Consider the following 20,070-nt stretch of genomic DNA (forward strand, 5'->3'; position numbering starts at 1 on the left):
ATGGAGAAGGGCCCCGGCAGAACCCGGGGCCCTTCAGGTCAGGCAGTCGAGCTAGTTGGTGCGGGAGTACTTGTTTTCTGCATCGAACTTGTAGATGCCGATGGTTGCACCGGTGGGGTCGCCGTTCTCATCAAACGTGATCGGACCGGAGAAGCCGTCATAGTCGACCTGCTCACCGGCCTGGAGCGCTGCAGCAGCGGTCTTGAAGTCGGTGACCTTGGTGCCATCGCCGGTTCCACCGGAGACCTGACGCAGATAGCTCGCAATCGACTTGCCCGACACGTCCTGACCCGCGTAGGCGGCCAGGGCGATCAGAACGACGGCGTCATACGACTCGGCGGCGTAGCTGAAGTCGGTTAGCTTCGGGTCGATTTCGAGCAGGCGCTTGGTGAAGTCACCGAGCGATGCGGTATCGAGGCCCGGCAACGTGCCCTGGGCACCTTCGATGAGGCCGGCCGCGAAGTCGGCGCTGTAGTCGGATACGTTTCCGTCGACGAGGTACAGCTTGTCGCCCGCGAAGCCCGTGGCGACCAGGTCGGGAACGATGACCTTGGCCTGGTCGAACGTGATCAGGGCAATCGCGTCGGGATCCTGAGCCGTGACCTCGGCGATCTGAGCGGTGAAGTTCGGGTCGCCCTCGTTGAACAAGGCCGTCGCGACGACCTCGCCGCCGCCGGCGGTGAATGCGTCACTGACGTACTTGGCCAGACCGGTTCCGTAGGCATCGTTCAGTACGATGAGGCCAAGGGTGGCGTTTCCGTCTTCAGCAATCAGGTTGCCCAGCACTTCACCCTGCAGCACATCGGAGGGCGCCGTACGCCAGTACAGACCGTTATCGGCGTACGTGGTGAACGCGTCCGAGGTGTTGGCCGGGGAGAACTGCACGACGCCGGCACCGGTGATCTGGTCGATCACGGTCTTGGACACACCCGACGAGGCTGCACCAACGATGGCCGAGACGTCCTGCGACAACAGGTCGGTCACGGAGACGGTGGCGGTGTCGGTCGTGGTGTCGCCCGAGTCGCGGAAGATCGCATCGATGTTGATGCCGAGGCCAGCCTCGTTGATGTCGTTGATAGCCAGCTGAACGCCCGCTTCTTCGGGCGGGCCGAGGAAGGCCAGTCCACCACTCTGCGGGAGGATAGTGCCGATCTTCAGGGAAAGATCACGATCACCAGCCTGGACCGGCTGGAAGTCTGCAGCAGAATCCGCAGTGGGAGCTGCTGATTCTGCGGGCGCCGTAGCAGCACCATTGCTGCAGCCGGTGAGCAAGAGGGCGCTCACGCCGATGAGGGCGACACCGGTAACGAGGGTATGAACTGAGCGGGAGGCCGAGGCCTTCGCGAAAACGCTCATGTTGCTCCTTGATTGATAAAAGGGGTAAGACTGGTCAGCCGATTGACTGCCGTGGTGTCAGAGTAGGCAATCAATGGCCCGGAAACCTACCCCTTCATAGGAGAACTTGGTAAAGCGACCAAATCGTTACGAACGGCGGCCGGTCATCCCTTGATAATCAATGATCTGGTTCTCCGTCAGGGCAAAAACACACTCTCCCCAGGATGCGCACACGGCGGTTCCCGAAACCACCCGGGGCCAGCCCGCTTCGAGCGAGGCGCCACCATCGTCTGCGGTGATGACCGCGGCCAGGGCTGCCGTGATGACCCCGTCATAGGCTTCCGCGCCGCCAGCCGTGGCCGTCAGCCCTGGGTCGGCGGTCTTCAGCCGGGCAGTGAACTCCTCGTCAGCGGCAAGGGGGGTTCCCCCGTTGGCAAAGTCGATGAGGGCCACGATGGTCGTGTTGCCAGCAAAACTGTCAACATCCGCTGGCAGCGCTGTCGTTGCGTCCCACAGCACCAGGTCGACGCCGCGCGCCGCAAGGTCCGCGTAGGCGGCGGCGAGGTCGCCATAGGAGTCGCGGTGAATGAGCTGCACGGGGTGGGTGGGAGTGGTCTGGTCGGCGAGGATATCGCGCACGGCGATTTCGGTGCCGGCTACCTGGGCCGCGCCGCTCGCAGCATTATCACCGGTCATGGGAAACAGCGTGCCGATGCTCAGCGTGCCGTCGCCGGTCGGGCTGGTGCTGACGACCGGAATTGGAATCGCGGTCGACGTGGCCGCCGGCGCGCCAGTACAGCCAGTCAGGGCCAGGGCGAGCAGAAAAACTACGGCGATCGTGGGGCGATGGGGCATGTGAATCCTCAAGTACTGAAATGAAATGAAATGAATTGAACTGAACTGACGCGTGCGAGCTGACGGTTCAACGTATCGGCTGGCCGGCCCGTTCTTTGGAGCTAGGCGACTTCACGGATGCTGCGCCGAGGACTGCGACCGGACGCCACCATGTCAACCATCAAAATGATCAGGGCCACCCAGACCAGTCCGAAGCCGACCCAGCGTTCGAAGGGCATTGCCTCGTTCAGAATGACCACGCCCACGAGGAACTGGAGCACCGGCGCCACGAATTGAATGAGCCCGAGCACGGTCAACGGCAGCCGCCGAGCGGCCGCGGCGAACAGCAGCAGCGGCACCGCGGTGATGATCCCGGCCGCGAGCAGGCTCGCCGTGTGCCAGGGCGACACCGTGCCGAAGGTGATTCCGGAGAGTCCCGAGACGACAACGAGTTGCACGACGGCGACCGGGGCCAGCCACGCGGTCTCCAGGGTGAGACCGGTGACGGCATCCACACTCGGACCGACGCGCTTTTTGATCAGACCGTACAGCCCGAAGGAAAATGCGAGAATGAGCGAGATCCACGGCAGGGAACCGTATCCGACGGCGAGAACGACGACGGCGACACCGCTGACCACAATGGCCACCCACTGCAGCCGGCGCAAATTTTCCCGCAGCACGAAAACGCCGAGCAACACGGTCACGATCGGATTGATGAAGTAGCCCAAGGCCGCTTCGACGACGTGTCCGGTGGTCGCGGCGATCACGTAGGTCTGCCAGTTGATGAAAATGAACACCCCGGCCAGGCCCATGGTCCACACCAGGCGCCGCTGCCGCAGGGCCCGCCCGAGCACCGTCCAGGTGCGGGTGACCGTGATGATCAGAGCGCAGAAGACGAGCGAGAACAGCACCCGCCAGGCCACGATTTCAAACGCGCCGGAGGGCGCGAGTAGCAGAAAATAGAGCGGCAGCGCACCCCAGAGGGCATAGGAGAGACCACCGAAGACAAGGCCGGTACGGTACGTGGAATGGGCTGTCGTGCGGTGCGATGCGGCAGCATCCGTCATGGTCTTCTCCTGCGGAACAAAAGTGCACAAACAAAAAACTCCCGAACAGCAATGCTATTCGGGAGTTTCAGTCTAGAGACTAGGAGCGAAGAGAACTACTTAGCGTACGACGACGGCGAGCACGTCGCGAGCGGAGAGAACCAGCAGGTCATCGCCACCGAACTTGACCTCGGTTCCGCCGTACTTGGAGTAGATCACCTTGTCGCCGACGGCGATGTCGAGGGGGACGCGGTTGCCGTTGTCGTCAATGCGGCCGGGGCCGACTGCAACAACTTCGCCCTCCTGGGGCTTTTCCTTCGCGGTGTCAGGAATGACCAGACCTGATGCGGTGGTCTGCTCGGCGTCGACCTGCTTGATGACGATGCGATCCTCGAGCGGCTTGATGGAGACCGACACGGTTGACCTCTTTCTAAGATTTGGGTTAGCAGACTCCCAGCGAGAGTGCCAAGTGAAGTTTAGGGGGGTTCTGGCACTCACGCAACGTGAGTGCCAGATGGGGGGTCATTTTGCTAACGTTGCAGCATGGATCGAACCGAACTCGTTGAGCTGCTTTCCCCCGCGAGTTTGCGGCTGCTGGACTCCCTGCCGCCGTATGACAGCCATGGCGACGTGCTGAAGCTTGTGAGCGATCTGCGCAAGGCCGGACACCCATCCGACGTCGTGTCGGCCGTGCTCAACCAGTCCCGGCTTCGGGCGAAGGCCACCGTCAAGTTCGGTGAATTCGCCGAGCGGATGCTGTTCACGGAGGCTGGCCTGGAGCAAGCGACACGATTGCGAGTCGCCGCGCTGCACGCCGGTCGGTTCGCCGGGCTCAGCACAGCCCTGGGCCGCCCACCGCGGGTCGCCGACCTCGGCTGCGGCATCGGCGGCGACGCTATGGCACTCGCGGCCCTGGACGTTTCGGTCGTCGCCATCGACGCCGACGAGGTCACGGCGACCGTCGCGAGCTTCAACCTTGCACCGTTTCCCAACGCTTCTGCCCTGCAGGCCGACGCGGAGACGTTCGACCTGGGCGACTTCGACGCGGTCTGGCTCGACCCAGCCCGCCGCACGAGTGGACACAGCAACACGACGCGGCTGACTCGCTCCGAGGACTACTCCCCCTCACTCGACTTCGCGTACCTGCTGGCCACCCGCTTGCCGCTCGGGATGAAGCTCGGCCCCGGTCACGACCGCGACCGGATTCCTGTCGACGCCGAGGCCCAGTGGGTGTCGGTGGATGGCCAGCTGGTGGAAATGGGGCTGTGGTTTGGCGCGCTCGCACGCACCGGCATCCGTCGATCGGCTCTGCTCTTGACTCCCGACGGCACGCACGAACTGACTGCCCCCGAAGACAGTGCAGACGTCGAAGCGGGCAGCCTGGGAAATTACGTATATGAACCCGATGGCGCGGTGATTCGGGCGCGGCTGATCGGTGATCTAGCCCGCTCGCTGGACGCGCATATGTTGAGCGAGGGCATCGCCTACCTGACCAACGACAGGCTCACTCCAACACCGTTCGCGAGCGCGTTCCGGGTGCTCGAGACTCTGCCCTTCGACGAAAAGAAGCTGCGGTTGGCGCTGTTTCAGCGACGGATCGGTACCCTCGAGATCAAAAAACGCGGCGTCGACGTGGATCCGGCGACGTTGCGCACCCGACTCAAGCTCAAGGGGCCCGAGTCAGCGACCTTGATTCTGACGCGGGCAGCCGGGCAGCGCGTTGCGCTGCTCGTGGAGCGTGTGCGCTAGCTGGCGAGCTTGCTGCCCAACTGCGAAAATTCTCGGCGGGTACGCGTTGTCGAGCGAATTTTCAAGCTCGGTACGGACCGCCCTAGAGCAGGGGCAGCACGGTGCGACTGATAAAGACGATCCAGCCGGCCGCGAGTAGAACGCCAACGAGACCGCTGACGAGACCGCTGAGCCAGAGAGTACGCGCCCGGTTCTCGGTGGTGCGCGCGATCAGCGCGAGGGTGATCGCGATGAGCGCTGGCGGCAGGCCGAACACACCGATCACTCCCAAGCCGAGCCCGGCCACGCCACAACCCACGGCGGCGATCGAGAGCCGGCGGCGGCCGGTGATGCGCTCTACCTCCGCCTCGGTGTAGATGTACGGCACGAACTCGGTGGGAGCGGTCACGGTGGACGCCCAGTCGAGCTGGCTGCCAGGCGGCGCGGGAGCACGCGTGTAGCCCAGCTGCGCCGAGGCGTCATCGTGCTGGTGGTGTGTCGTCATGGGTGTCCTCTGGCCGCGAACCGCGAGCAACGGAACGCTGGGATCAACCCGTGGTCGGTCGAAACGTGCCGAGCGGCCCCGCACGGGGCCACTGCTGCGTCGCTATCTGTAATAACCCGCGCCCGTGGAGGCTGCGGCAATCACGAAAGCGATCGTGATGATGGTGAAAATGGTGCCGCCGAGCAGTCCGACGTAGCCGAGGATGGTTCCCCAGAGAGCAAGCCCGCGTCCCTTTTCGCCGGTTTTCTTGATCTGGCTCAGGGCGATGTGGCCGGTGACGATACCGACGACCGAGACGAGGAGGATCGAGGTAACGAGCGAGATGATCGACAGAACGTTGTACTTGTCCTGCGGGTTCTGCTGGCCGTACGGATTCTGGCCGTAGGCCGGCGGCTGACCGTAAACCGGAGCCTGGCCATATCCCGGCGCTTCCTGACCTTCCGTTGCCGGGTAGCTTGGCGCCGCCGGATAGGCCGGAGCGGCCGGAGTTTCGTAAGCGGGGGGTGCGCTGGGATCGGTCGGCCTGGAGCGCGTCGGGTCGTTGTTCGTCGGGTCGTTGCTCGTCGGATTGGCGGGGGGCTGGGTGGGATCAGACATCTGCGGTCTCCTCTGTGCTAAAAATTCAGGGTCGCTCGACCAGAATATCGCGTGAGCCTGCGAGTCGGTGACTTCCGGGGCAGATCAGACCTGAATCTGGTCGACCGGCAGGGTCGAGTCGGCGCCGAATTCCAGCGTTGAAGGTTCGCTTCCAGCCATGATGAGCTGCGCGCCCAGGGCTGCAATCATGGCGCCGTTGTCGGTGCATAGAGAGAGGGGCGGGATGCGCAAGGCGATGCCGGCGGCATCCGTTCTTTCGGTGGCTACTTGGCGCAGCCGCTGGTTAGCGATGACACCGCCGCCGAGCAGCAGCCGCGGCACGCCGTAGTCGGCGCAGGCAGCGAGAGCCTTGGTGAGCAGAATGTCGACGACCGCCTCGCGAAAACTCGCCGCAACATCGGCTGCTGGCACCGGTTCGCCGGCATCCTGACGCTGTTCCACGAAGCGGGCGACCGAGGTTTTCAGCCCCGAAAAGGAGAAATCGTAGCGGTGCGCGGCCATGTCCTTGGGCTGGCTGAGACCGCGCGGAAAGCGAATGGCCTTCGGGTTACCGTCAGCGGCGACTCGGTCGATCTGCGGTCCGCCGGGGTAGGGCAGCGAGAGCAGCCGGGCCACCTTGTCGAAGGCTTCGCCAGCGGCATCGTCAATGGTCTCGCCGAGCAGTTCGACGTCGCTGACCAGGTCGCGCACCAGCAGCAGCGAGGTATGCCCGCCGGAGACCAGCAGCGCGATCGTCGGGTACTCGAGCGGGACTGCGTCGCTGGTGTCGGTCATGCTGGTGTGAATGGAACGATGCAGCAGGTCGGCCCCGACGTGGCCGACCAGGTGGTTGACCGCGTAGATCGGCTTGTCGAGCGCAACGGCGAGCGCCTTCGCAGCGCCGACACCGACCATCAGGGCGCCGGAGAGTCCGGGCCCGCAGGTGACGGCGATGGCATCAAGATCGTGCAGGCGGATGCCGGCCTCAGCGATGGCCGCGTTGATGGCCGGCACCAGTTCATCGAGGTGCGCGCGGGCCGCGATCTCCGGCACGACGCCGCCATAGCGGGCGTGCTCGTCCATCGAGCTCGCGATGGTATTGGACAGCAGGGTGGTTCCGCGCACGATGCCGATGCCGGTTTCGTCGCAGGAGGTTTCGATGCCGAGCACGAGGGGATCGGTGCGGTTCATAATCGTCACGGGATCTCCACGGCTACTAGCATTGATTCCAATTCGGGTATATTCAGGCGCATAACGATGGCGTCGACGTTGTCTGGCTGGTAATAACCGCGGCGCACCCCCACGTCAAGGAATCCGAGGCGCGCGTACAGGCGCTGGGCACCCGGATTATCGGCGCGAACCTCGAGAAAGATCAGCCGGGCGCCGCGTTTGCGAGCTTCGCTGATGAGCGCCTCCATGAGTGCACGGCCGAGTCCGTGACCGCGGGCCGAGTCGGCGACGGCGATGGTCTGGATGTCGCCTTCTGTGGCACCTTGGGGAGCGAGCAGTCCGGCGTAGGCTTCGATCGTGCCCGGGGAATCCGGCGGGAAAGCCACGAGGTAGTAGCAGGCCGGGTCTCCGAGATCGCGCAGCATCATGGGCGCCGACCAGGCATCGTTTTCAAAAATGGTCGTCTCGAGGTGCATGATGGCAACCAGGTCGGCTTCGTGCGCGCGGCGCAGCTGCCAAGTCATCGGCTGACCCGCTTGGGGCCGTTCGACAACGTGACATCGGGTGAGCGCAAGTACAGCGGCGCATTGGCCGCGAAAGGGCGGTGGTGGGCGAAGCTCAGCTCGGCCACCAGTCCGAGGTCTCCAGCCGCCACCGTGGCGGCGTCGATTCGGGGCCACAGCGCGTGCAACCAGGTCGGGTCGTCGAGTTCGGCCGGTTTGGCTAGGCCGGGCACACCGACGCGCACCGGCAGACCCACGGCATCCGCTTGGGAATAGGCGCTCCAGTAGATTTCGCGGCGGCGGGCGTCGGTCACGACGACGAGCGGTCCACTGTGTCCACGGCGGTAGTGGCCGTAGGCGATGGCATCGTGGCTGATGACCGGCACGAGCGGTTTGCCGGCTCCGAGGGCGAAGACACGGGCCGAGGCGATGCCGACGCGCAGACCGGTGAAGGGTCCGGGGCCCATACCGCCGACCACGCCGGAGAGTGCAGCGGGCGCGATATCCGCTTCCCGCAGACACTCGAGAATGAACGGGCCGACGATTTCGGCGTGGCGCATCGTGTCGGCCTCGCCGCGTTCGGCGATCACACCCCGGCTGAGGTCGACGACGGCAACGCTCGTGCCAGCAGAGGTATCAATGGCGAGTAGCACTCGTTCAGCCTAGCTTTGATGGGGCGAGCGTTTTGCGCTCCGGGCGCTGGTGTGATCAGGTCAGAAAAAGCACGGTGGCGGCCGTTAGTGCAACGACGACGAGGATCGTGCGCAACACCGGGGCCGAGAGGCGCCGACCGATGCGGGCGCCGATCCAGCCGCCGAAGGCTGACCCCACGCCGATCAACAGAGCGATCACCCAGTCCACGGTTCCGCTCGAGATGAAAATGATCGCCGACACGAGGTTGGCCATGCCGGCCAGAACGTTCTTGGCTCCGTTTGCCCGGTGTATATCGGTGGACCAGAGGATTCCCAACAGGGCAAGGAGCACCACGCCCTGGGCCGCTCCGAAGTATCCACCGTACACACCCGTACCGAGAATACCGAGTACCAAACCGAAGGTGATCGGGCGGGTGTCGGTGGTGGCGCCTTCGGGCGCTTTGCGCCGAACGTACCGTGCCACTTTGGGCTGCACCGCCGAAAGCATGGCGGCCAACAGCAGGAGGTACGGAACGACCACCGAGAAGGCCTCCTCCGGCAGGATCAGCAGCAGCAAACCGCCGGTCACCCCACCGACAGCCGAAAACACGGCCATCCAGGCCACCGGTCGCCACTGTGACTTGAGTTCCCGCCGGTAACCGTAGGCACCCGCGACCGACCCGGGAACCAGGCCAACGGTGTTCGACACGTTCGCGGTGATCGGCGGCACGCCCAGGGCTAGCAGCGTAGGAAAAGTGATCAAAGTCCCCGCGCCGGCGACCACGTTGATGATGCCAGCGGCAATCCCGGCGACCAGAATGATCGCGCCTTCAAGAAGAGTCATTGAGTAAGAGTTCCCTGTGTTTGAGTGTTCAACGGCGACGTCGCCGACAGCGGGCACCAGCAGACACGCTAGACCAACGCCAGACGGTCCCAGCGGGGGCCGTGACCGGCCAGGGTCACGGTACGCGGCTCATCCAGGTCGTGATCCAGGTCGAGAACGGATGCGGCAGCATCCGTTTCCGACGTCACGAGCGCGCGGCCCTGCGGCCGCTCGATCTCGATGTCCAGCCAGGATTCGGTGATGCCATCGAGCAGGCCGCGGCCCCACTCGACCACGACGATCGAGCGGGCGAAGTCGATATCGAGGTCGTCGAGTTCCATGGCGCTGCCGAGGCGGTACGCGTCGACGTGTACGAACGGCGGCCCGCCCACGAGACTGGGGTGTGTGCGAGCGAGCACGAAAGTAGGGCTGGTCACGGCTCCACGCACCTGCAGCCCCTCGCCGAGGCCGCGCGTCAGCGTGGTCTTGCCCGCCCCAAGCGGTCCGGTGAGTACGATGAGGTCACCGGCCAGCAGGGTAGCGGCGAGATCCACCCCGAACCGGTGCATCGCCGCCGCATTCGCAATCGTGCGGTGCAGCTCAGCCATTGATGTGTCGCCGCGTCACCCGGGGCCCGATTCGCGTGACGATCTCATAGTTGATCGTGCCGGCGGCGTCGGCCCAGTCGGTGGCACTCGGCGCGCCCGTTGCCGGGTCGCCGAACAGTACAACCTCGTCGCCGACAGCCACGCCCGGGTTTTCGGAGCCGAGGTTCACGACAAACTGGTCCATCGCCACCCGTCCGACCAGCGGGTAGTTCGCGCTGTGAATGTGCACGAGCGCCGCCCCCGAGGCCTGCCGGGGAATGCCGTCGGCATAGCCGAGCGGCACGAGCACGAGCGTGGAATCCTGCGGTGCGCGCCACAGATAGTCGTACGAGACTCCGGCGCCGGCACTGACCCGGCGCACCAGGGCTACCCGTCCGCGCAGGGTCATGGCCGGAATCAAGCCGAGATCGGCCGAGGTTGCATCGTCAAAGGGCGACAGCCCGTAGATAGTGATACCGAATCGCACCATGGTGAAGCGAGCAGCCGGCAGCCGCAGTGCCGCTGCGGACGATGCAAGGTGCACGAGCGTGGGGGTCAGCCCGGCCGCGCGGGCGGCAGCGACACCGCGTTCGAAGCATTCGAGCGCCTGCTGGTCATCGAACGCCGACGCATTGGCAAGGTGGCTCATGACACCGTCGACGCGCAGCAGCCCGACCCTTTCGAGCGCAGCGGCGAGCGCGAAGACCTCGGCCCAGTCGTTCTCGTGCACGCCGTTCCGGTTGAGGCCGGTTTCCAGTTTCAGATGAACGGATGCGCTCTGGCCGAGTTCCGCCGCGGCATCCGCTACCTGTTGCACCTGTTGCGCTGACGAGAGACCGAGCGTGACGTCGTCGTCGACCGCGGCGCTGAAATCGGCGTCGGGGTCGTGCAGCCAGGCGAGAATCGGTGCATCGATTCCGGCGTCACGCAGGACCAGTGCCTCGTCGATGTCGGCGACGCCGAGCCAGTCGGCCCCGCCCGCGAGGGCAGCACGCGCCACCGGCACAGCACCATGCCCGTAGGCGTTGGCTTTGACGACCGCCATAACGTGCGCGGTGCCGGCGACAGCGCGCAGGTGGGCCATGTTGTGGCGAATGGCGGCGAGGTCGACCACGGCCTCGCGAAAACCGGTCACTGCTCCCCCTCGGCGACGACGAAGGCGCAAGCCACGCCCGCGTCGTGCGTCATGGTGACGTGCACCCGCGTGATGCCACGCTCGGTGAGCGCCGCCTGGGCCGCCCCGCTGAGTTGGAATTCCGGATTGCCGTGCGGGTCATTCACAATTTCCATCTCGTGCCAGGTAGCGCCCCCACTGTCACCGAGGGCCTTGATCAGGGCTTCCTTGGCGGCGAAACGCGCTGCTAAAGAGTGCACCGGCAGACCGCGTTCGTTTTCCGTGAACAACCGCGGCACCAGGCGCGGCGTGCGCGCGACCTGACGTGCGAACCGCGCCAGGTCGACCACGTCAACCCCGATGCCCTTGATCATCGTGCCACCTCGACTGGCACTACTCGACCGTGACGGACTTTGCGAGGTTGCGCGGCTGGTCGACGTCGAGACCCTTGGCTATAGCTAGCTCCATGGCGAACATCTGCAGCGGCACCACAGCCAGTAGCGGCTCGAACAGCGGCGCCGCGAGGGGAATGTGAATGACGGTGTCGGCAAACGGCAGTACCGCGGCGTCTCCGACCTCGGCGATGACGATGATGCGAGCGCCGCGGGCCCGGATCTCCTGAATGTTGGAGACGACCTTCGGATGCAAATGGGCTGAGCCGCGCGGGCTCGGCACGACGACGAAAACCGGCTGGCCGGGCTCGATCAGGGCGATCGGGCCGTGCTTGAGTTCACCGGCGGCGAAGCCTTCGGCGTGGATGTAGGCGAGCTCCTTGAGCTTGAGCGCCCCCTCGAGCGCGATCGGAAAGCCGACGTGGCGGCCGAGGAACAGTACCGCGCGGGTATCGCTCATCCAGCGCGCCAGCTGGCGCACCTCGTCTTCAACGCCGAGAACGGTCTGGATCTTCTCCGGCATGGCCTGCAGTTCGGCAACCTGTGCGGCCTGCTCGGCAGCACTCAGGCTCCCGCGCACCCGGGCGAGGTGCAGGGCGAACAGGTAGAGGGCGGTGATCTGGGCCACGAAGGCCTTGGTCGACGCCACGGCAACCTCGGGCCCGGCGTGGGTGTAAATCACCGCGTCACTTTCACGTGGGATGGTCGCGCCCTGCGTGTTGCAGATGGAGATGGCCTTGGCGCCGAGCGACATGGCGTATTTGACGGCCATGAGCGTGTCCATGGTCTCGCCGGACTGACTGATCGAGATCACCAGGGTGTCTTCGCTGAGTACCGGGTCGCGATAGCGGAACTCGTGGCTGAGTTCGACGTCCACCGGTACCTGCGCCCACTTTTCAATGGCGTACTTGGCTGTCTGGGCAGCGTAGGCCGCAGTTCCGCAGGCGATGATCACGATACGACGGACGCCAGCGAGCACGTCGTCTCCGAATTCGGTCAGTTCGGGAACGACCACCTGTTCGGCGGTGATGCGCCCGCGAAGGGTGTTGGCGACGGCATCAGGCTGCTCGGAGACTTCCTTCGCCATGAAGCTGGTCCAGCCTCCTTTTTCACTGGCGGAGGCATCCCAGGCAATGTCGAACTCTTCGGTCTCGACGGGGTGACCGTCGAAGTCGGTGACGGTGACGGCATCCGCTGTGATGGTGACGATCTGATCTTGCCCGATGGCGACGGCGCGACGGGTGTATTCGACGAACGCCGCAACGTCGGAGCCGAGAAAGTTCTCGCCCTCGCCGAGACCGATGACGAGCGGCGAGTTGCGGCGGGCTCCGACGACGATGCCGGGCTGGTCCTGGTGCACGGCGAGCAGCGTGAACGCTCCGTCGAGGCGTGCCACGATGGTGCGGAAGGCCTCGGCCAGATCGCCGACGCGCTGGTATTCACGGCCGAGGAGCACCGCGGCGACCTCAGTGTCGGTCTCACTCAGAAAGGTGAAGCCTTCGGCGAGCAGTTCGCCCCGCAGCTCGGCGAAGTTTTCGATGATGCCGTTGTGGATGAGGGCGAGCTTGTTGTTGTCGCCGAGATGCGGGTGCGCGTTTTCGTCGTTGGGACCGCCGTGGGTGGCCCAGCGGGTGTGACCGATTCCGGTGTTGCCGTCGTTGATCGGGTGGGCTTTGAGCTCCTTGGTCAGGGCCGACAGCTTGCCGGCCTTCTTAGCCGTGTTGAGCACCCCGAATTCGTCGATCACGGCGATACCCGCGGAATCGTACCCACGATATTCCAGCCGTCCGAGTCCTCCCATGAGAACGTCAACGGTCTTATTGCTTCCGACATAACCTACGATTCCGCACATAGAGATCGATTTTAGTCGGACTAAGCTTGGGGGAATGTCCGATCTGGTGCTGGCCCCTGTAGCGAATGGTCACGGTACCCCTTTTGTAGAGCTCGACCGAGCGGACTGGGCTGCCCTCGCGCCGACCACTCTGCGGCCGCTCAAAGAGACCGAGATCGTGCAGTTGCGCGGCATCGGCGAGCCGCTCGATATCAACGAGGTGACGGATGTCTACCTTCCGCTCAGTCGCCTGCTCAACCTCTACGCGGCGAATGCCCGCACCCTGCACCGCGCAACCAGCGGATTCCTCGGGCAACGCGCTCGTCCTACCCCGTTTGTGATCGGCGTGGCCGGCTCGGTTGCGGTGGGCAAGTCGACGACCGCCCGACTGCTGCGCGAGATGCTCGCCCGTTGGGACGACACCCCCCGGGTGGAACTGGTCACTACCGACGGCTTTCTGTTTCCCAATGCCGAACTCAATCGCCGCGGCCTGATGGAACGCAAAGGGTTTCCGGAGTCCTACGACCGGCGTGCGTTACTACGGTTCGTTAGCGCGGTCAAGAGCGGCGCCCCGGAGGCGCGGTCACCGTTCTACTCGCACCTGAGCTACGACATCGTTCCCGACGCACAGATCGTGGTGCGACAACCCGACATTCTCATCGTCGAGGGCCTCAACGTGCTGCAGCCTCCCACCCCTGGGCATGGTCTCTCGGTCAGCGACCTGTTCGACTTCACCATCTATGTGGATGCTCGCACCCAGGACATTGCCCGCTGGTACGAGGAACGATTTCTCAAGCTGCAGCGCGGGGCATTTGCCAACCCCAACTCGTTCTTCCACCGCTACGCGGCGCTCACCGAAGACGAAGCGCGCGGCAAGGCACGCAGCATCTGGACCAGCATCAACCAGCCCAACCTGCTGCAGAACATACGCCCTACCCGGTCGCGCGCGACCCTGGTACTGCGCAAGGACCCCACGCACGCCGTCTCCAAGGTGCTGCTGCGCAAGGTCTGACCGGTAACCGTCTATCGAGCCTGTCGAGACCCCGTTCCGTGGCAGGCCGATCAGCCGAGATTTTTACGACAGGGCGATCCACCGAGCAATCCGTGCAAACGCTTGCAGTCTGTTCCCCATGAGGGGTAGCGTCTGATCCGTTGTCCTTTGCGCTTTCCGGCGCCGAACGAGGGAAGTCAATGCTGACTAGCCAGATCACCGCACGCCGATTCCTGGCCATGGTCGGTTCAGGAGCGATTCTCGCCTCCGGTCTCGTCTTCGCACCCGGTGCAGCGGCAGCGGCCACGCCGACCGTGGCCCTCGTCGGCAGCCTGCAGAACGAGCTCGGTTGCAGCGAAGACTGGGTGCCAGCCTGCGCGGCCACCGAACTGGTCCCGACCGGCACCGAGGGAATCTGGGCGGCGGACTTCACCCTCCCCGCTGGCAGCTACGACTACAAGGTAGCCCTCGACGACAGCTGGGACGTCACCTACGGCCTGGATGGCGGCGCCGACAACATCCCGCTGACCATCGCGGGCGAGAGCACCCTGCGGTTCAGCTTCGACGTCGCCAAGAAACGGGTTGGGCTGCAAGCGCTGTCCCTGGCCGGACCGTACTCAGAAGCTGATGCGTCGCTAGCGACGGAGCCCATTCGCCAGCCCGGCAGCGACGAGCAGTTCTATTTCGTGATGACCGACCGGTTCCAGGACGGCGACCCGAGCAACAACACCGCTGGTCTCGGCTCCGACCCGATGGTCTCCGGCTTCGACCCGACCGACAAGGGCTTCTACAACGGCGGCGACCTCGCGGGCCTCCGCTCCTCCCTCGACTACATTCAAGGGCTCGGCACCACCGCCCTCTGGCTCACCCCATCGTTCATGAACAACCCGGTGCAGGGTGAGGGGGCCAACGCCTCGGCCGGTTACCACGGCTACTGGATCACCGACTTCACCCGGATCGATCCGCACCTGGGCACCAATGCCGAACTCGAGGCGCTCATCGCCGACGCGCACGCTCGCGGTATCAAAGTCTATTTCGACATCATCACCAACCACACCGCCGACCTGATCGACAACGCGGAGAAGGCGTACGCCTACATCGACAAGGCCACGTCCCCGTACTCGACCGCAGCGGGCGACGCCTTCGACCCTGCCGACTATGCGGGCACCGACAATTTTCCCGAGCTGGACGATACGTCCTTCCCGTACACACCGACCGTGACCCCGGCCAACGCCGACCGCAAGGTGCCGGCTTGGCTGAACGACCCCACGCTCTATCACAATCGTGGTGACTCGACCTTCGAGGGAGAAAGCGCCCTCGACGGCGACTTCTCCGGCCTCGACGACCTGATGACGGAAAACCCGGCCGTCGTGGACGGCTTCATCGACATCTACAAGACCTGGGTCGACTTCGGCATCGACGGCTTTCGTATCGACACCGTCAAGCACGTCAACCTCGAGTTCTGGCAGACCTGGTCGACTGCGGTGCGGGACTACGCGCACGCCCAGGGCAAGCCTGACTTCTTCATGTTCGGCGAGGTCTACGACGCGAATGCCGCTACGACCTCCCCCTACGTGCGCGACACCGACCTCAGCTCGGTGCTCGACTTCGGATTCCAGTCACAGGCCACGAGCTTCGCAGCCGGCAACTCGGCCAAGGGCCTCAGCCAGCTGTACGCCAGCGACGACCGCTACACCACCCCCGATTCCAACGCCTACGCCCTGCCGACCTTCCTCGGCAACCACGACATGGGTCGCATCGGCTCGTTCCTGAAGAGCTCCGATTCGCCGGTGCAACGCGACAAGCTCGCCCATGAACTGATGTACCTCACTCGCGGCCAGCCCGTCGTGTACTACGGCGACGAGCAGGGCTTCGCCGGCACCGGCGGCGACAAGGACTCCCGCCAGTCCCTGTTCGCCAGCCAGGTCAGCGACTACACCGACCAGCCGTTGATCACGGGAGAAACGGCGGGTTCGGTCGACAGGTTCGACACGGATGCTCCGTTGTACACCCACATCAGTGCGCTCTCCGCGCTCCGCACAGCGCACGCGGCCCTGGCCACCGGCGCCCAGATCGAGCGCTACGCCGACACTGGGGCCGGCGTCTACGCCTTCAGCCGGGTCGATCGCACCGAGAAGATCGAACACCTCGTCGCCGTCAACAACTCCGCCGCAGTCAAGACCGTCACCGTCCCCACCCTCACCGACAGTGCAGCCTTCTCAGTGCTGTACGGAGCCGGAGCCGCTGCGACCGCCACCGCCACCGGCGAACTCGAGGTGACCGTACCCGCGCTGGGGTCGGTCGTGCTCGTCGCCGACCGCACGGTCACGGCGCCCACCGCCGCCACCGCGATCACGGTCGCTGCCCCGATGGCCGGCGCCGGCGTATCCGGAGTGTCACCCGTCGGCGCCATGGTCGACGACTCAACCTGGGCCGAGACCGGTTTCGCGTGGCGCGTTGTCGGCTCGCCCGACTGGACCTCCCTCGGCACCGCCGAGGACACCACGCCCCGCGTCTTCCACGACACGGCCGGTCTGGCCGATGGCACCCTGGTCGAGTACCGTGCGGTGGCCACGGATGCCGCGGGCCAGCGCGCGGCCGCCTCCACCTTCGCATCCGTGGGCAACACGGTTACCCTGGCCGAAACGGGCACCCCGGCGCCCGCCATCGACCTCGTCACCGTGGCCGGTGACCTGGACTCGGAGATCGGCTGTGCGGGCGACTGGCAGCCCGGCTGCGAGGCAGCCAGGCTCACCCAGCGCGCCGACGGCATTTACGCCGGCACCTTCGATCTGCCGGCCGGTACCTACGAATACAAGATCGCGATCAACGGCTCCTGGGACGTCAACTACGGGGCCGGTGGCGTGCCGAACGGCTCGAACGTCTCCTTCACCGCGCCCGGCGGACCGGTCAACTTCTACTTCGACCCCCGCAACAACTTCTTCCAGAACACCGCGCAGGGCCCGATCGTCGTAGCCGCCGGTTCCTTCCAGGAGGAAGCCGGATGCCCCGCGGATTGGACACCCGACTGCCTCGCCACGTGGCTGCAGGACGTCGACGGCGACGGCATCCTCACCTGGAACACCAGCACCCTGCCGACCGGCAGTTACGAAGGCAAGGTGGCGCACAATCTCAGCTGGAACGAGAACTACGGCGCGGACGGCGCGCCGAACGGGGCCAACATCGGCTTCAGCGTGACAACCGGAGAAGCGACCGCCTTCAGCTACGATCTGGCCAGCCACGTACTCACCATTGAGACCGCAAGCCAACCACTGGCCGGTACCGGCGCCCAGCGGGCCCACTGGATCGACGACAAGACGCTGGCTTGGCCGCGCGACCTGCTGCCGGTCAACGCCGACCCCGCCGACCTGGTTTATGCCCTGCACTCCTCGTCCGACGCCACGCTCACGCTCGCAGACGGTGCAGTGACCGGCGGCGATACCGTGGAACTCGTCTACGACACGGCCGGCCTGACCGACGCACAGAAGACGTTGTTCCCAGCGCTGGGAAACTCCGCCGTGCTGCGACCAGTCGACACGAACCGCGCCGCCGTCGAGCGGCTGCTCACCACCCAGCTGCAGGTCAGCCAGGCCGGGTCCGACGGGGTGCTCACCGCACTCACCGGGGTGCAACTGCCCGGGGTGCTCGACGACCTCTACGCGGATGCCGCGGCCTCCACGACGCTCGGTGTCACCTGGTCGAAGAAACGGCCGACCGTCGCAGTTTGGGCGCCGACGGCTCAGAAGGTGGACCTGCTCGTCTGGACCGCCGGCGATGCCGCCGAACCCGAGCGGGTCACCCTCAAGCGCCAGAAGGACGGCACCTGGTCGGCGAGCGGCGCCAAGGACTGGGCCGATGCATCCTTCGTGTTCGAGGTGACGGTGTTCGCACCCAGTACGGGCACCATCGAAGTGAACCAGGTCACCGACCCGTACTCGGTGGCGCTGACGACCAACTCCACGCGTTCGGTCTTCGTCGACCTGGCGAACAAGGATTACCGGCCGAAGAAGTGGGAGAAGGCCGAGTCGCCCACGATCGACAACCCCGTCGACCGGTCGATCTACGAGCTGCACGTTCGGGACTTCTCAATTTCCGACGAGACCGTGCCCGAAGCTCTGCGCGGCACCTATGGCGCGTTCGATGTGGACAGTGCCGGTACCAGGCACCTGGCCGAGCTGGCGGATGCCGGACTGAACACCGTGCACCTGCTGCCGACGTTCGACATCGCGACCATCGAGGAAGACCGCGCTGCGCAGGCCACGCCTGCGTGCGACCTCGAATCGTTCGGTCCGGCCTCGCCCGAGCAGCAGGCCTGCATTCAAGCCACTGCCGACACCGATGGGTTCAACTGGGGGTACGACCCGCTGCATTTCCAGGCAGCAGAGGGCTCGTACGCGGTGAACCCGCGCGGCGGGGCCCGAGTGGCCGAGTTCCGCGGCATGGTCGGGGCATTACACGAGGACGGCCTGCAGGTCGTGCTCGACAAAGTCTTCAACCACACGAACGCCAGCGGCCAGGCCGCCACATCGGTGCTCGATCGCGTCGTACCGGGTTACTATCATCGGCTGAACCCGCTCGGCGCGGTCGAAACGTCCACCTGCTGCCAGAACGTGGCCACCGAACACCAGATGGCCGAACGGCTGATGGTCGACTCGACCGTGCTCTGGGCCCGGGAATACAAGGTCGACGGATTTCGGTTCGACCTCATGGGGCACCACTCCACGGCCAACCTGCTCGCGGTGCGGGCGGCCCTCAACCAGCTCACCGAGAAGAAGGACGGCGTCGACGGCAAGGCAATCTACCTCTACGGCGAGGGCTGGAACTTCGGCGAGGTAGCCGACAACGCCCTGTTCGAGCAGGCGAAGCAGGGTCAGCTCGGCGGCACCGGCATCGGTACCTTCAACGACAGGCTGCGTGACGCCGTGCACGGCGGCAGCCCCGTCGATGGCGGCACCGTGCAGCAGCAGGGTTTCGGCACCGGTCTCGGCACCGACCCGAACGGCGCGGCCATCAACGGCACGCCAGAGCAGGCGCTGGAGAAGCTGACGCAGGCCAGCGACCTGGTGCGACTCGGGCTGGCCGCGAACCTGAGGGATTTCAGCTTCGTGACCGCCGACGGAACCGTCAAGCGCGGTGACGAACTGGACTACAACGGGTCGCCGGCCGGCTATGCCGACCAGCCAGCCGAAGTGATCAACTACGTCGACGCGCACGACAACGAGACGCTCTTCGATCTTCTCGCCCTCAAGATGCCCTCCGATTCTTCGATGACCGACCGGGTGCGGATGAACACCCTGTCCCTGTCCACCGCGACCCTGTCCCAGGCTCCGTCGCTCTGGCATGCCGGAACCGACCTGCTGCGCTCGAAGTCCCTCGACCGGGACAGCTACAACGCCGGCGACTGGTTCAACCGCATCGATTGGACCGGCCAAACGAACAACTTCGGGGTGGGGCTGCCGTCGGCGGGCTCCAACGAGGACAAGTGGGACATCCAGCGTCCGTTGCTGGAGAACCCGGCGCTCGTGCCGACACCGGCCGACATCGCCGCGGCGTCGAACCAGGCCAAGGACCTGCTCCGGCTCAAGCAGTCGACCGAGCTTTTCCGGCTCGGTGACGCCACGCTCATCACGCAGAAGCTGAGTTTTCCAGCCAGCGGACCCACGGCCATCCCCGGTGTCATCGTGATGCGCATCGACGACACCGTCGGCACGGATGTCGATCGCAGGCTGGACGGGCTGATCACTATCTTCAACGCGAGCCCCGACTCGCAGACCATCACCCTGGCGGACCTGGCCGGCATGACCTACAGGCTCAGTAGCATCCAGGCCAATGGCACGGATGCCGTGGTCAAGACCACCACCTGGGACCGGGTGTCCGGCACGGTCACCGTGCCTGCCCGTACTGTGGCGGTGCTCGTGAACGACCAGAAGAAGCGTGGGAAGTAACCGGAAGCGGACGGGGCCTGGGCCCCGAACGCGGGCCCAGTTTATAGGCTGGGCCCGG

General features: G+C 65.3%; 17 protein-coding genes. 3 read left to right on the forward strand and 14 right to left on the reverse strand.

Annotated features, from left to right (window positions below; genetic code table 11):
• Positions 1 to 51: 51 nt before the first annotated feature.
• From CXY83_RS16785 to groES, 4 genes are all read right to left on the reverse strand, one after another.
• Positions 52 to 1,356 carry an ABC transporter substrate-binding protein gene (locus CXY83_RS16785; RefSeq protein WP_104198429.1) on the reverse strand — a complete coding sequence of 435 codons (1,305 nt, stop codon included), beginning with the start codon at positions 1,354 to 1,356 and terminating at the stop codon, positions 52 to 54.
• 126 nt (positions 1,357 to 1,482) lie between these two features.
• Positions 1,483 to 2,190: a hypothetical protein gene (locus CXY83_RS16790; RefSeq protein WP_104198430.1), complete on the reverse strand. Its 708-nt coding sequence runs from the start codon at positions 2,188 to 2,190 to the stop codon at positions 1,483 to 1,485.
• A 101-nt stretch (positions 2,191 to 2,291) separates the two neighbouring features.
• A complete protein-coding gene (rarD, locus tag CXY83_RS16795; RefSeq protein ID WP_104198431.1) occupies positions 2,292 to 3,236 on the reverse strand; it encodes an EamA family transporter RarD in 945 nt (314 codons plus the stop codon).
• A 99-nt stretch (positions 3,237 to 3,335) separates the two neighbouring features.
• The gene (gene groES / locus CXY83_RS16800) at positions 3,336 to 3,632 is read right to left on the reverse strand and encodes a co-chaperone GroES (protein ID WP_092107311.1); all 297 of its coding nucleotides are present in this window, start codon (positions 3,630 to 3,632) and stop codon (positions 3,336 to 3,338) included.
• A gap of 126 nt (positions 3,633 to 3,758) precedes the next feature.
• Here groES and CXY83_RS16805 point away from each other — a divergent pair, with 126 nt between their 5' ends.
• A complete protein-coding gene (locus tag CXY83_RS16805) occupies positions 3,759 to 4,964 on the forward strand; it encodes a class I SAM-dependent methyltransferase (RefSeq protein WP_104198432.1) in 1,206 nt (401 codons plus the stop codon).
• Between the two features lie 82 nt (positions 4,965 to 5,046).
• On the opposite strand, the gene CXY83_RS16810 is transcribed toward CXY83_RS16805, so the two are convergent.
• The 10 genes from CXY83_RS16810 to glmS form a co-directional block, all read right to left on the reverse strand.
• Positions 5,047 to 5,448: a hypothetical protein gene (locus tag CXY83_RS16810; protein WP_104198433.1), complete on the reverse strand. Its 402-nt coding sequence runs from the start codon at positions 5,446 to 5,448 to the stop codon at positions 5,047 to 5,049.
• Between the two features lie 102 nt (positions 5,449 to 5,550).
• The gene (locus tag CXY83_RS16815) at positions 5,551 to 6,045 is read right to left on the reverse strand and encodes a DUF4190 domain-containing protein (RefSeq protein WP_104198434.1); all 495 of its coding nucleotides are present in this window, start codon (positions 6,043 to 6,045) and stop codon (positions 5,551 to 5,553) included.
• Between the two features lie 84 nt (positions 6,046 to 6,129).
• Complete coding sequence (gene tsaD, locus CXY83_RS16820; protein WP_174722214.1) at positions 6,130 to 7,215, reverse strand: tRNA (adenosine(37)-N6)-threonylcarbamoyltransferase complex transferase subunit TsaD; 1,086 nt, start codon at positions 7,213 to 7,215, stop codon at positions 6,130 to 6,132.
• Positions 7,216 to 7,220: 5 nt separating this feature from the next.
• Positions 7,221 to 7,718, reverse strand: coding sequence for a ribosomal protein S18-alanine N-acetyltransferase (gene rimI / locus CXY83_RS16825; protein WP_104198436.1), 498 nt, complete (start codon positions 7,716 to 7,718; stop codon positions 7,221 to 7,223).
• On the reverse strand, positions 7,715 to 8,350 hold the full coding sequence (gene tsaB / locus CXY83_RS16830; protein ID WP_104198437.1) for a tRNA (adenosine(37)-N6)-threonylcarbamoyltransferase complex dimerization subunit type 1 TsaB: 636 nt from the start codon (positions 8,348 to 8,350) through the stop codon (positions 7,715 to 7,717). Before tsaB ends, rimI begins: the two co-directional genes overlap by 4 nt.
• Before the next feature lie 55 nt (positions 8,351 to 8,405).
• Positions 8,406 to 9,173, reverse strand: coding sequence for a sulfite exporter TauE/SafE family protein (locus CXY83_RS16835; RefSeq protein WP_104198438.1), 768 nt, complete (start codon positions 9,171 to 9,173; stop codon positions 8,406 to 8,408).
• Positions 9,174 to 9,241: 68 nt separating this feature from the next.
• Positions 9,242 to 9,760: a tRNA (adenosine(37)-N6)-threonylcarbamoyltransferase complex ATPase subunit type 1 TsaE gene (tsaE, locus tag CXY83_RS16840; protein WP_104198439.1), complete on the reverse strand. Its 519-nt coding sequence runs from the start codon at positions 9,758 to 9,760 to the stop codon at positions 9,242 to 9,244.
• Positions 9,753 to 10,823: an alanine racemase gene (gene alr, locus CXY83_RS16845; RefSeq protein ID WP_104198524.1), complete on the reverse strand. Its 1,071-nt coding sequence runs from the start codon at positions 10,821 to 10,823 to the stop codon at positions 9,753 to 9,755. The genes tsaE and alr overlap by 8 nt, the downstream gene beginning before the upstream one ends.
• Positions 10,824 to 10,870: 47 nt before the next feature.
• Positions 10,871 to 11,227, reverse strand: coding sequence for a holo-ACP synthase (locus tag CXY83_RS16850; RefSeq protein ID WP_104198440.1), 357 nt, complete (start codon positions 11,225 to 11,227; stop codon positions 10,871 to 10,873).
• Between the two features lie 19 nt (positions 11,228 to 11,246).
• A complete protein-coding gene (gene glmS / locus CXY83_RS16855) occupies positions 11,247 to 13,097 on the reverse strand; it encodes a glutamine--fructose-6-phosphate transaminase (isomerizing) (RefSeq protein WP_104198441.1) in 1,851 nt (616 codons plus the stop codon).
• A 34-nt stretch (positions 13,098 to 13,131) separates the two neighbouring features.
• On the opposite strand from glmS, the gene coaA reads away from it, so the two are divergent.
• Both coaA and pulA read left to right on the forward strand, forming a co-directional pair.
• Positions 13,132 to 14,088 carry a type I pantothenate kinase gene (gene coaA, locus CXY83_RS16860; protein ID WP_104198442.1) on the forward strand — a complete coding sequence of 319 codons (957 nt, stop codon included), beginning with the start codon at positions 13,132 to 13,134 and terminating at the stop codon, positions 14,086 to 14,088.
• Positions 14,089 to 14,267: 179 nt separating this feature from the next.
• Positions 14,268 to 20,012, forward strand: a complete 5,745-nt coding sequence (pulA, locus tag CXY83_RS16865; protein ID WP_104198443.1) for a pullulanase-type alpha-1,6-glucosidase — start codon at positions 14,268 to 14,270, stop codon at positions 20,010 to 20,012.
• Positions 20,013 to 20,070: the final 58 nt, after the last annotated feature.

Source organism: Cryobacterium sp. M15 (genome assembly GCF_002929675.1).
In the GTDB taxonomy this organism is placed as follows: Bacteria; Actinomycetota; Actinomycetes; order Actinomycetales; family Microbacteriaceae; genus Cryobacterium; species Cryobacterium lyxosi.

Coding starts and splice junctions, on each gene's coding strand:
- CXY83_RS16785 (WP_104198429.1), bottom strand. CDS start 1,356: ATGAGCGTTTTCGCGAAGGCCTCGGCCTCCCGCTCAGTTCATACCCTC.
- CXY83_RS16790 (WP_104198430.1), bottom strand. CDS start 2,190: ATGCCCCATCGCCCCACGATCGCCGTAGTTTTTCTGCTCGCCCTGGCC.
- rarD (WP_104198431.1), bottom strand. CDS start 3,236: ATGACGGATGCTGCCGCATCGCACCGCACGACAGCCCATTCCACGTAC.
- CXY83_RS16805 (WP_104198432.1), top strand. CDS start 3,759: ATGGATCGAACCGAACTCGTTGAGCTGCTTTCCCCCGCGAGTTTGCGG.
- CXY83_RS16810 (WP_104198433.1), bottom strand. CDS start 5,448: ATGACGACACACCACCAGCACGATGACGCCTCGGCGCAGCTGGGCTAC.
- CXY83_RS16815 (WP_104198434.1), bottom strand. CDS start 6,045: ATGTCTGATCCCACCCAGCCCCCCGCCAATCCGACGAGCAACGACCCG.
- tsaD (WP_174722214.1), bottom strand. CDS start 7,215: ATGAACCGCACCGATCCCCTCGTGCTCGGCATCGAAACCTCCTGCGAC.
- rimI (WP_104198436.1), bottom strand. CDS start 7,718: ATGACTTGGCAGCTGCGCCGCGCGCACGAAGCCGACCTGGTTGCCATC.
- CXY83_RS16835 (WP_104198438.1), bottom strand. CDS start 9,173: ATGACTCTTCTTGAAGGCGCGATCATTCTGGTCGCCGGGATTGCCGCT.
- tsaE (WP_104198439.1), bottom strand. CDS start 9,760: ATGGCTGAGCTGCACCGCACGATTGCGAATGCGGCGGCGATGCACCGG.
- alr (WP_104198524.1), bottom strand. CDS start 10,823: ATGGCCCACCTGCGCGCTGTCGCCGGCACCGCGCACGTTATGGCGGTC.
- CXY83_RS16850 (WP_104198440.1), bottom strand. CDS start 11,227: ATGATCAAGGGCATCGGGGTTGACGTGGTCGACCTGGCGCGGTTCGCA.
- glmS (WP_104198441.1), bottom strand. CDS start 13,097: ATGTGCGGAATCGTAGGTTATGTCGGAAGCAATAAGACCGTTGACGTT.
- coaA (WP_104198442.1), top strand. CDS start 13,132: ATGTCCGATCTGGTGCTGGCCCCTGTAGCGAATGGTCACGGTACCCCT.
- pulA (WP_104198443.1), top strand. CDS start 14,268: ATGCTGACTAGCCAGATCACCGCACGCCGATTCCTGGCCATGGTCGGT.